The 12,667-nt window shown below is 38.9% G+C and carries 9 protein-coding genes and 2 pseudogenes; all 11 read left to right on the top strand.

Annotation, left to right across the window (positions count from 1 at the left end):
- Nucleotides 1-29 precede the first annotated feature (29 nt).
- A complete protein-coding gene (locus tag HMPREF2805_RS11680) occupies nt 30-206 on the top strand; it encodes a hypothetical protein (protein WP_186822562.1) in 177 nt (58 codons plus the stop codon).
- Nucleotides 182-394 (top strand): annotated as a pseudogene (locus HMPREF2805_RS06865) (hypothetical protein); the annotation flags it as partial. The gene HMPREF2805_RS11680 and the pseudogene HMPREF2805_RS06865, both read left to right, overlap by 25 nt.
- Nucleotides 395-455: 61 nt before the next feature.
- A complete protein-coding gene (locus HMPREF2805_RS06860; RefSeq protein ID WP_075231916.1) occupies nt 456-827 on the top strand; it encodes an Imm51 family immunity protein in 372 nt (123 codons plus the stop codon).
- A gap of 49 nt (nt 828-876) precedes the next feature.
- Nucleotides 877-1,481, top strand: a pseudogene (locus tag HMPREF2805_RS06855) (DUF6707 family protein).
- 39 nt (nt 1,482-1,520) lie between these two features.
- Entirely contained in the window at nt 1,521-2,021 is a 501-nt protein-coding gene (locus HMPREF2805_RS06850; RefSeq protein ID WP_075231915.1) for an NUDIX hydrolase, read from the top strand.
- On the top strand, nt 1,999-2,847 hold the full coding sequence (locus tag HMPREF2805_RS06845) for a putative PEP-binding protein (protein ID WP_075231914.1): 849 nt from the start codon (nt 1,999-2,001) through the stop codon (nt 2,845-2,847). The genes HMPREF2805_RS06850 and HMPREF2805_RS06845 overlap by 23 nt, the downstream gene beginning before the upstream one ends.
- Nucleotides 2,844-3,284 (top strand): ASCH domain-containing protein, encoded by a 441-nt coding sequence (locus HMPREF2805_RS06840; RefSeq protein WP_075231913.1) that lies wholly within the window; start codon nt 2,844-2,846, stop codon nt 3,282-3,284. Before HMPREF2805_RS06845 ends, HMPREF2805_RS06840 begins: the two co-directional genes overlap by 4 nt.
- 122 nt (nt 3,285-3,406) lie before the next feature.
- The gene (locus HMPREF2805_RS06835) at nt 3,407-5,953 is read left to right on the top strand and encodes a M1 family metallopeptidase (protein WP_075231912.1); all 2,547 of its coding nucleotides are present in this window, start codon (nt 3,407-3,409) and stop codon (nt 5,951-5,953) included.
- A 115-nt stretch (nt 5,954-6,068) separates the two neighbouring features.
- Entirely contained in the window at nt 6,069-6,740 is a 672-nt protein-coding gene (gene ciaR / locus HMPREF2805_RS06830) for a two-component system response regulator CiaR (RefSeq protein ID WP_075231911.1), read from the top strand.
- A complete protein-coding gene (locus HMPREF2805_RS06825; RefSeq protein WP_075231910.1) occupies nt 6,733-8,067 on the top strand; it encodes a sensor histidine kinase in 1,335 nt (444 codons plus the stop codon). Before ciaR ends, HMPREF2805_RS06825 begins: the two co-directional genes overlap by 8 nt.
- Before the next feature lie 692 nt (nt 8,068-8,759).
- The coding region (locus HMPREF2805_RS06820; RefSeq protein WP_148131625.1) for a Rib/alpha-like domain-containing protein at nt 8,760-12,667 on the top strand (3,908 nt) is incomplete at its 3' end.

Genomic DNA, 12,667 nt, shown 5'->3' with positions numbered 1-12,667 from the left:
GCTATTCTATAAATATGTGGAGGTGAGCTATGAAGAGAGATGAGTTTGGATTTGTCTTGCCCAATCTCTACTATCAGTTTTTAACGGACTGGAAAGAGATTGACCCCTATGAAATTGGAGATTCAGGCATCTGTTTGTATGCCAAGAAGGATCTCCAGGAGCGTAATGAGACTTATCTGATTGGGTATCAGATTATCCGGATGTAGTGGACGACTCTGATGTCTACCCAGCTGATGCATCGGATCAACATCTCCAGCTAGTCTACTATGGAGAGCAGTTGATTGATGTCCTTGCAGTCGCACTTGAGGAAAAACCAAATGCAAGTCACCAAGACTTGGTCGAAGCTTTGAATTATTATAATCAGCATGATTGCTTTATGACCTTTGAAAGCTAGTAAGCATACTAGATTTATGCAGTTTCATTGATAATTAACAAATACAATAAGGAGTTAAGAAATGATAGATTACGAAAACATAAATGAAAAAATTGCCCCTTTTAGCCTGCTTGTATATGATGAGGATCCTAAAAATGTTCGAGGGTCGCTCATTTATTACCCTGATGGAGAATATAGACAGGAAGTGTTTGATACTCGAGAAGACGAAGGAGCCGAAGGAAATGGCTACGATTGGGAATCGCTAGCTTTGGTATTTTTGGAGGAAAAAATGCCTGAATTAAGCGATGATATCGACTTTGATCCTGAAGGAAGTATGTTTTGCGCCTATTCTTCCAAGGTGGACGCCTTGGCTAAATTCACTTTAGAATTTAAAGAATTTTGCGATGATATCGAAGCTATGAAAGACTTGTTCAGTCGAGCAGAGTTGGATTAGTTGACTAAAATCTATTTAAAATTTTAAAAAAGAATAGAAAGGATTTCAAATGAAGCTACCAGAAGTAGTTGAACAACTGGAAAATCATCCAGACTACATCTCTATTTAGATAAAATTTAAAAAAAGAATAAGAAAACCCAAGCTAGCTATCTCGAATCGCTGAATCATCTGGCCTATTTACTTTATCTAGGTGGTCAAGAGGAAATGACTAAGAAATTATTGGAGAGTGTCATACAAGTCCCATTTGAAGGAAATTATAACACTTGGACCTTTGTTGATAGCTCTCTGGTTTTATTGGCCTGGATGGAAAGAGAAACAGAAAATAAACTATCTGCCTATAAAAAACTGCTTTTATCTCCGTTGGAACAAGGGGAGGAATCCACTCGAAACATAAGAAGGAGAGTTCATCAGAGATTTTTGAATGGTGATAGCTTGGAGCACAAGCTTGCAAAAATCGAGCAAGCTTCAAGTCTTGAATCAGAAATGGAACGTCGTCTGCTATACTTGACAGATTTATTGAAGATTCACCTCTTTATTGCTGAGTCAACGTGCGAAGAGACAGATATTCAGGCAAAAATTGAAGAGAATATGGAGATACTGAAGAAGTATATCAAGGAACATGAAATCTATAGCCTCTTTCCTTTTAAGGGATAAGGTGAGCTAGAAATCTTTGACTTTTAGAAAGAGTGGAATATGGAAATCAAAAATCACTTTGGTGTCTATGGCGTTTGCTATGAGAATGGGAAATTACTTTGCGTTGAGAAAACGAGAGGACCTTATCAGTATCGTTTTGATTTACCGGGTGGTAGTCAGGAACTCGGTGAGGGATTGACAGAAACTCTCATGAGAGAAGTTCTGGAAGAGACGGGATATGCGATAAGCTCTTATTCAAAACCCAGGATTTATGATGTGATAGTTCAGGAAGAAGGGCAAGATTTCGCAGTACACCATATCATGGCCTTTTATGATATCGTACTCGATTTCAAACGCTCTCAACAATCCCTTCCTCAGAAGCTTCTTGATGGAAGCAATGATTCAGCAAATGCAATTTGGTTGAATTTAGAAGAGATTACTGCAGACAATGCCTCACCTTTAGTATTGAAGGTGAAGGCAGAGTTACGAGGATTTCCAGAATTGGACAAGACCTCTTACATGAATTGGAAGGTGAAAGATGAGAAACCAACTGGCTCTTAGTGGAGAACAAATTGTTGAAAAAGTTTATCCTCAACTATTTCACCATATCGGTATGATTCGTGGGGAATACTTGCTAAGAGAGCTCAACCAAAACATTCTGTTACCAAGTTGTCAGAAATTTGTAAAAGATTATCTAGACACTATTTGTCATTTGTACTCAGATGAAGAAGTCTGGTATCGCTTTTCAGAGTTAACAAATGCAGAAGCAAATAGTCTAGACGGGACTAAAGAGTATTTTGACGAACGCCACCCATTATTTGGATATAGAGGGACTAGGCGTTTATTGGCGTGTCCAGATGAATTTCAGGCTGAGGCACATGTCGTTATAGAAGTTTATCAAACCAATCCCAATCTGTCTGTTATTTTTCCTTTTGTTAATGATGCAGACCAATTAAAACGAGCTATTACAGTGTTACGTCAGCATGGTTTTACTGGTAAAATCGGCACGATGATTGAATTACCATCAGCTTATTTTGACTTAGACAGGATACTGGAAACGGGCATTTCAAAGATTGTAGTTGGAATGAATGATTTGACTTCTTTTGTTTTTGCGACTGTGAGGAACAGTCAATGGCATGATATGGAAAATCCAATTATGTTAGACTTACTCCGACAAATGAAGGAAAAAGCAAAGACTAAAAAGATTGACATTGCTGTAGCAGGTTATCTGAATGCTTCTTTCATACAAAAAATGAATCAGATGGGGATTGAGTGCATTATCCACTACAGTTCTATTCCGGAGATTTTTAATTTAGAGATTGACCATCCAGATCATCTCAAACGTATAAAAGAAGAAAGTAAAAAAATACAAAGGAGCAACCCATGACACCGCAAGAAATGTGGAATATCTACAAGAAAATCAATCCCTCTATCGGTGATGAGATAGATGCCTGGGCCTTTGGAGTGGAGGCCGATCTCTTGGCAGATTTGGTTTTAAAAGGCGAAAAAACAGCAACTGCCTCAGCTTACGATCTTTACGCAGTAGAGGACGAACCCCTTCCCCAAGAAGGGACCTTTGATGTTATTTTAGACAGTAAGGATCAAGCTATCTGCATTATTGAAATTACAAAGGTTTCCGTTCAGCCTTTCCATCAAGTGTCTGCTGATCATGCCTTCAAAGAAGGGGAAGGTGACAAATCCCTCGCCTATTGGCGTCAGGTTCATGAAGACTTTTTCAAAGACTGGTTAGGAGAAGCAGGTCTGGATTTTACACCTGACAGCAAGGTTGTTTTGGAAGAATTTCGCAAGGTATACCCTTTGTAGACTACTAGAAGGAAGAAAGTTTTGGAAATCGCCGTCCAAAGCTTTTTTCTGACTTAAAATATGATAAAATAGGTATGTTTGAACTAGAGCATTTGCTCAGAATTATAGAATAGGAGAATATGATGCAAGCAGTAGAACATTATATTGAAACATTTGTTCCTGAACATTATGATTTATTTTTAGACTTGAGTCGTGAGACTAAGACGTTTTCAGGAAAAGTAACCATTACTGGTCAAGCTAAGAGTGACCGTATTTCCCTTCACCAAAAGGACTTAGAAATCGCTTCTGTAGAAGTAGCAGCTCAAGCTCGTCCATTCACTCTTGATAACGAAAACGAAGCCCTTCATATCCAACTTGCAGAAGCAGGTTCAGTTGATTTGGTCATCGCTTTTTCAGGGAAAATCACAGACAACATGACAGGGATCTACCCATCTTACTACACAGTTGATGGTGTTAAGAAGGAAGTCTTGTCTACTCAGTTTGAGAGTCACTTTGCCCGCGAAGCCTTCCCATGTGTGGATGAGCCAGAAGCTAAAGCAACTTTTGACCTTGCTCTTCGATTTGACCAAGCAGAAGGCGAATTGGCCTTGTCAAACATGCCTGAGATTGATGTTGAAAACCGTAAGGAAACAGGTATCTGGAAATTTGAGACAACACCTCGCATGTCTTCTTATTTGCTGGCTTTCGTAGCTGGTGATTTGCAAGGAGTAACGGCTAAAACTAAAAATGGTACCTTGGTAGGTGTTTACTCAACCAAGGCACATCCACTTTCAAACCTTGAGTTCTCACTAGATATCGCCGTTCGTTCTATCGAGTTTTACGAAGACTACTACGGAGTCAAGTACCCAATTCCTCAATCTCTTCATATCGCCCTTCCTGACTTCTCAGCAGGTGCTATGGAAAACTGGGGTCTAGTTACCTACCGTGAAGTATACTTGGTTGTGGATGAGAATTCTACTTTTGCCAGCCGTCAACAAGTTGCTCTTGTCATTGCCCATGAGCTTGCTCACCAATGGTTCGGTAACCTTGTGACTATGAAGTGGTGGGATGACCTGTGGCTCAACGAAAGCTTCGCTAACATGATGGAATACGTCTGTGTGGATGCTATCGAGCCAAGTTGGAATATCTTTGAGGACTTCCAAACAGGTGGAGTATCTCTTGCTCTTGAACGCGATGCGACGGATGGTGTTCAATCTGTTCACGTCGAAGTCAAACACCCAGATGAAATCAATACGCTCTTTGACGGTGCTATCGTTTATGCCAAAGGAAGCCGTCTTATGCACATGCTTCGTCGTTGGCTAGGAGATGCTGATTTTGCTAAAGGTTTGCACGCTTATTTTGAAAAACATCAGTACGGAAACACCATTGGTCGTGACCTTTGGAATGCCCTTGGTCAAGCATCAGGTCGTGATGTTGCAGCATTTATGGATTCTTGGTTGGAACAACCTGGTTACCCAGTTCTCACTGCCACAGTTGAAAATGATGTTTTGAAGATTTCGCAAAAACAATTCTTCATCGGTGAGCATGAAGACAAGAACCGTCTTTGGGTAGTGCCGCTTAACAGCAACTGGAAAGGCCTACCAGATACTCTCGAAACTGAAAGCATCGAAATTCCAGGTTACGCTGCGCTTCTTGCTGAAAACAAATCAGCTCTTCGTCTCAACACTGAAAATACTGCCCACTACATTACTGACTATCAAGGTCAATTACTGGATGCTATCCTTTCAGAATTGGTTGAACTTGATAACACAAGCAAACTGCAAATCGTTCAAGAACGTCGTTTACTTGCTGAAGCAGGACACATTTCTTATGCTGACTTGCTCCCAGTTCTTGATAAACTTGCTAAAGAAGAATCTTACCTCGTCGTTTCAGCCGTTTCTCAAGTGATTTCTGCCCTTGAGCGCTTTATCGATGAAGGTACAGAAGCTGAAAGAGCCTTCAAAGCATTGGTTGCTAAATTGGCTCGTCATAACTATGACCGTCTTGGTTTTGAAGCTAAAGACGGAGAATCAGATGAGGATGAATTGGTTCGTCAGTTGGCTGTTTCGATGATGATTCGTTCAAATGATGCAGAAGCTAGTCAAGTCGCTAGCCAAATCTTCGCAGCCCACAAGGAAAATCTTGCAGGCCTTCCAGCAGCTATCCGTTCACAAGTTCTCATCAATGAAATGAAACATCATGAGACTAAAGATTTGTTAGCACTTTATCTTGATACTTATACTCACGCAACAGATGCAGTTTTCAAACGTCAATTAGCAGCTGCGCTTGCCTACAGTACAGATGCGGATAATATCCAAATCTTGATTGCTTCTTGGAAGGACAAATTTGTGGTCAAACCTCAAGATTTGTCTGCATGGTATTATCAGTTCTTAGGTCATAAGGAAACTCAGGAACCAGTTTGGGCTTGGGCGCGTGAAAATTGGGATTGGATTAAGGCTGCTCTTGGTGGAGATATGAGCTTTGATAGCTTTGTTATTCTGCCTGCCCATGTATTTAAGACAGAACAACGCTTGGCAGAATACAAGGCCTTCTTTGAGCCTCAACTTTCTGACCTAGCTCTTAGCCGTAACATCGGTATGGGAATCAAGGAAATCGCAGCACGCGTTGAATTGATTAAACGTGAAAAAGCAGCAGTTGAAGCAGCTGTTGTTCAATTTAGCAAAGCTTAAAAGATTCTAGTCTAACTAGATGACAAAAACTCAACTTTCTCTAGGAAAAACAAGGGAAGTTGAGTTTTTTTTAAGATATTTTTGCTATAATAGGTATAATAAGGAGGAATTTTTGATGATCAAAATTCTATTAGTGGAAGATGACCTAGGCCTGTCTAATTCAGTATTTGATTTCTTGGATGATTTTGCAGATGTCATGCAGGTTTTTGATGGAGAAGAAGGTCTTTATGAGGCTGAAAGTGGTGTTTATGATTTGATTCTATTGGACTTGATGTTGCCTGAAAAAAATGGGTTCCAAGTTTTAAAAGAATTGCGTGAAAAAGGCATTTCGACTCCTGTTCTGATCATGACAGCCAAGGAAAGTCTCGATGATAAGGGACATGGATTTGAGCTTGGGGCAGATGATTATCTAACAAAACCATTTTATCTAGAAGAGCTCAAGATGCGTATTCAGGCGCTGCTCAAACGTTCTGGTAAGTTCAACGAAAATACTCTTTCTTATGGTGATTTGACTGTAAATCTATCTACTAATGAGGTTAAAGTCAATGATACTGTTGTTGAACTATTAGGTAAAGAATTTGATCTCTTGGTTTATTTCCTCCAAAATCAAAATGTAATCTTACCCAAAACCCAGATTTTTGACCGTTTGTGGGGATTCGATAGTGACACAACCATCTCCGTAGTAGAAGTCTATGTGTCAAAAGTTCGTAAGAAATTAAAGGGCTCAGTCTTTGCTGAAAACCTCCAAACCTTGCGTAGTGTTGGGTATATTTTAAAACATGTTTAATAAATTCAAAAAGAATTGGTATGCAGAGGATTTCAGTTATTTTATCCGTAACTTTGGAGTATTTACGCTGATTTTTTCTGCTATGACCTTGATTATCTTGCAGGTTATGCACTCCAGTCTCTACACCTCGGTGGATGAGAAGCTTCTATCTCTCAGTGGCAATCCTCAAGATGTCATCCAGTTGGCTGTCAACCGTGCAACAGATGAAGTCAAAGATCTCAATAGTCAATCCGTTCCTTCGTCAACGGATAAAAAACCAACGATCAGTTCCAATACAGAAGTGATATTGTTGGATGCAAATTTGAATCAATTAGTGACTGGAAACCGATTTTTAGGGCTTGACAGGATTACTTTTAATAAAAAGGATTTAAACCATATCCGCCAGCTTCATGTTCAGAATAGTTACGGGCAGGATGAGATTTATCGAGTAATCTTGACTGAAATGAATATAGAATCAGTCTCGACCAATATTAAGTATGCCGCTGTTCTGATTAATACCAGTCAGCTGGAACAAATCAGTCAAAACCATGAGCAATTAATCGTAGTCGTTATGGCCAGCTTCTGGATTTTATCACTCATAGCTAGTCTTTATCTTGCTCGTGTTAGTGTCAAACCCTTGCTTGAGAGTATGCAAAAGCAACAGAGCTTTGTGGAAAATGCCAGTCATGAGCTACGAACTCCACTTGCTGTTCTTCAAAATCGCTTGGAAACTCTTTTCAGAAAACCTGAGGCAACCATTATGGAATCAAGTGAGAGTATTGCTTCTAGTTTAGAAGAAGTTCGGAACATGAGATTGTTAACAACCAATCTTCTCAATCTAGCCCGTCGTGATGATGGGATAAAGCCTGAATTAGGAGAAGTGCAGCCAGATTTCTTCAACACAACATTTACCAACTATGAAATGATTGCATCTGAAAATAACCGCGTTTTTCATTTTGAAAATCGAATTCATCGGACCATCATAACAGACAAGCTTCTTCTTAAGCAACTGATGACTATCTTGTTTGACAATGCTGTCAAGTATACTGAAGAAGATGGAGAAATTCATTTTGTAATCGCTGCGACAGAGCGTACTCTCTATTTGTCAGTGGCTGACGATGGAATCGGTATTTCTGCAGCAGATAAAAAGAAAATTTTTGATCGCTTTTATCGAGTTGACAAGGCTCGTACTCGTCAAAAAGGTGGCTTTGGGTTAGGTTTGTCTTTAGCCAAACAAATTGTCGATGCTCTTAAAGGAACCATCAGTGTTAAGGATAACAAACCACATGGTACGATTTTTGAAGTAAAGATCGCTATCCAAACACCATCCAAGCGTAAAAATAAATGAGAAAAGGCTGTGAATTAGAAAGTGGTAGGTCAAATATCGCTTTTCTAGTCGCAGCCTTTTAGTTATTGTATAAAAAAACATATCAGACAAGCTGTTGAATTCCGTTAACTGTCGTGATGGAAAGAATTTGATGCTGTTTTAAGATGAGTTTTAGAGCTTAATTGACTGACTCAACGCTTTTATTTGGGTGGTATTGAGCACTTACCATTCGTTATCCTCGAGAAATGTATTGTACTATGAAACAACTAATACGATAAGCTACAACGGATTTATTCTACAGAAAGGAAAAACTCCAGTTTTATTTAGAAGGATAAAAGGTAAATAACTTATATACAATTTATTTCGAATTTTTTTAAAATAAAACAAACTTTAAAGACAAAATAATAAAAATGAAGCGCCGATAATAATGCCAATCGTTTGAGTGATATTTTAAATATGATTTATTTTTAATGAGTTGAAGAATGAAAAGTATCAAGATGATTCAATAAAACCGAAGAAAATTAGAGGGTGAATCAAGTATAAATACTATATAAATGTTTTAGATGCATAAAAACTAAAAAAAGTTTGATTTAAGCGATAAATAGTTTGCATATTCCCAATAAAAAGTATAAAATTATACTTGGATAGCTTTGCCTGTGAATATAAACAATATGTGTTTTAGGTGAGCAAATTCAAAAAAAGGAGACAATAGAATGGATAAAAAATCATCCATGAGTCGTATCGAACGCCAGAAACGAGAAAAAGTTTTACGCTTTTCTATTCGTAAATATAGCTTTGGTGCGGCTTCAGTTGCTGTTGCAGCACTGATGTTTTTGGGTGCGCGTGTCGTTAGTGCGGATAGCGTAACACCTGTCGACCAGCCTCATGTAGAGGCTTTAACCCAAGATACTAGTCCGCTAGCATCGCAGGATAAGAAAGAGCTTGCTAGTTCTGTAAAAGTGGATACAGCTACTGCAAGTCAGCTTGTGGCACAGATCAAAGACCAGCTTCACGTCAAGGAAACTGCGAATGCAGATCTTTTGGTTACTGCCAAGGAAGAACTTGTTAAGGCTGAACAGACTCTCGCTGATTCAAAAGTGAGTCAAGAAGAAGTGGACGCTTTAGTAGCTCGCTTGACCAATGTTTTGGACCAGCTACGAGCAGTGGAAGTATCTCAAGGCAAAGAAGATAAAAATGGTGAAAGTACACAGGAAGCAACTCCGGAAATCAAGCCAGAAGTAGCGAAGCCAACTCCAGAAATTTCAGCTAAGTCTGAGGAAACTTCAGAAAATACTAATGCTGAGCAACTGGAAAAAGCTAAAGCTAGTCTCAAATTATCTATTGAACATTTGGAGCAGACTATCGCCCAAACACCTGAGAATGACTTGACACGTGAAATCTTGGAAAAAGCTATCGCCCAAGTTGCAGTAGCCAAGTCTGCATTTGGTGGTGTAGAAGTTAGCCTTCGTGATGTTGAGGATATGAATCGTGTCATCAAACGTAACGAAAGTTCTGTTATGATTGCACGTAATCGTTTGACTTCAGGTTCTCATGATCCACGTAATGGTCAAAGTATGGGACAGGGAACAGGTTTTAGAGCAAATGGTCAAATTAATCAAGGTGCTTTAACCAATATCAAGTATTTTGCTTCTGTCGATCCGAAAGAGAACGGTGGGCAAAAAACAATAAATGATAATCCGGAATTCACTAAAAATAAGACTGATATTAAGGCAACCTATGTACAAGATAGCGAAGGTAAATGGATCGTCTATGATGTCTTCTTCAATAATGATGGAAAAAGGATGACAAAGGCTTCATATCAGCAAGAATATTATTTCCAAGCTCCTTTTAATATCATGCACTCGTCTAACACGGTGAAAGATTTGAGTTTTACACGTTACCAAAATACTGGTGGTAGAAGACTTTCTGATGGGTTCCAAGGCTTTACTCCATATGGAAATACAGCCTATATACCTACATCTAAAGTATGGGAACAGAACTATAATATCTTTAATGGTGATAAACGAACAATCTATGATCCATCTTCTGGGGTAACTCGTGATAACCAAAGATGGTCTGTCTTCAAAAACAACGAGAAAGACCCTGTCTTAAATACTCTTACAAAAAATAAAAACGGTGGCTATCCAGGGGCATCATATTATTTTGGAGTTAAGACTGGACAAGAAAGTTCCGATTATGCAATGCACATGCATGCCAAGGTTAGACTAAGAGATGATGTTACTGCTGAAGAAGCAGCTCAATATGGTCGTGTTTATGCAGCCTCAGTGACATACGGAAGAACTACTAATCAGTCCTATATTATGGGGGCAACAGGCACTAGTTTACAAGCAGACCCAGAGGCACCAAAAGACCCAATTCAAGGTTTAACAGTTACAAAAACAGTAGGAGATTACGCAGGAGACCCAATAAATCCTGTATCTTCAGGTTATGTTAAACATGGAAAAGACGGAACTTTCCCTTCAGGTATGAGCTGGAGTTGGGCAGGTGATAATTCACCAAGTACAGCGCAAGCCGGAGTATTCAAGTATACTTCTATTGCCACTTATAAAGACGGCTCTAAATCAACTGACGCTAATTCAGGTTCAGATGGAACAGTTACATTAATCGTTAAACCTAAAAAACCAGCTATTACAACAGATGTTGCTAACAAAAAAGGTTTAACAGGTCAACAAATTACGGTTAATGTTGGAAGTGGAGTGCCAAACGGTTCGACAGTTAACCTTTACGATGGTGATACAGTTATCGGAACTGGAACAACTAATGGAGAAACTGCGACAGTTACAGTTACAGGAGCTCTACCAGGAAAACCTATTACAGCTGCAACAGTTGTAAATAATGGTGGAACAGTAACTTCTGATAAAAGTGAGCCAGTTACTCCAACAGAAGCACCAGACACACAAGCTCCAACATTAGAAATTTCACCAGCTAAGCAAACAGTAGTTGAAGGACAAACTGTAACATTCACAGTAACAGCAAGAGATGATAAACATGTTAATCTTAATGCTGATGATTTCACAACAAAATATGGTAGTAGATTGGTTAATTCACAAGCTAGTGCAACTAACGTGAAAGATACTGATACCGAAAAAGTAAGAACTATTACGATTACAACAACAGCAGAAGATGTTGGTAAGACTAATACAATTACTTTTAAAGCTACTGATAATGCAGGCAATAAAGCTAATGATGTAACATTTACTTTCGAAGTAACGCCGAGTGACAAGATTCCACCAACAATTGCAGCGGAAAGCGCGACAGTAACTAAAAACGAACCAATCACGCCAATTCCAGTAACAGCTGTAGATAATACAGGTGGGGTTGGAATGCGCGATAATAATCCAATAGAGGTAAGCAATTTACCACAAGGATTGAAATATGAAAAGGGTCAAATTACAGGAACTACGAACGCTAAGACAGGTTACTATACTGTAAAAATCAAAGCATATGATAAAAATAATAATGCTTCAGAAAAATCAATCAGAATTACTGTTCAAGATCAAGCTGACAAATACAATCCAACAGGCGATTCATTGACAGTAAACCAAGGTCAAGCAATTACAGATGAAGCAGTAAAAGCAAAAGTACAAAACTTTGGCCCTGGAACATTAACAGTAGAAAGCAAACCAACTTCAACTGCAACAGCAGGGGATGCAGGTAATGCTGTAGTTAAAGTTACATATCCAGATGGATCAAGTGATACTGTAAATGTACCAGTTACAGTAAAAGACGTAACAGGCCCAACAATTACAGCAGAAAGCGCAACGGTAACTAAAAACGAACCAATTACTCCAATCCCTGTAACAGCTGTAGATAATACAGGTGGTGTTGGAATGCGTGATAATAATCCAATTCAGGTAAGCAATTTACCACAAGGATTAAAATACGAAAATGGCCAAATTACAGGAACTACGAACGCTAAGACAGGATTCTATACTGTAAAAATTACAGCGTACGATAAGAACAATACGCCATCAACAAAAACAATAAGAATCACTGTTCAGGATCAAACTGACAAATACAATCCAACAGGCGAAACATTAACAGTTCCGTATAACCATAACATTACAGATGATGAAGTGAAGGCAAAAGTACAAAACTTTGGTCCAGGAACTTTAACGGTAGAAAGCAAACCGTCAACAAAAACATCAGGTAATGTAGGAAATGCTGTAGTTAAAGTTACATACCCAGATGGTTCACATGATACAGTAAATGTTCCAGTAGTCGTAGGACGTCCAAATAAAGATGATTACACACCTAAGTATGACGATGGAAGTGGCAAACCAGGAACATCAGTAGAGATTCCAGTAAAAGAAGCGAATGGTAAGAAAATTCCAGATGGAACAACTTACACAAGTGGCACACCAGGAATCACAGTAGATAAAGATGGTAAAGTCACTGTAACCATTCCAGCAGATAAGACTCCAGGTGAAGAAGTAACAGGAAAAGTTCTCGTAAGATACCCAGATGGATCAGAAGAAGAAGTCCCTGTAAAAGTAACAGTAACATCACCAGAAACACCAGTAACTGAAAAACCAGGTAAGATTGAAATTGATCGTAAACCAAATGGAGATGCGATTGTAACGCCTAAGAAACCAGATGG

This window comes from Streptococcus sp. HMSC034E03 (assembly GCF_001811505.1).
Taxonomy (GTDB): domain Bacteria; phylum Bacillota; class Bacilli; order Lactobacillales; family Streptococcaceae; genus Streptococcus.
This window is presented reverse-complemented; position numbering and strand designations above follow the sequence as displayed.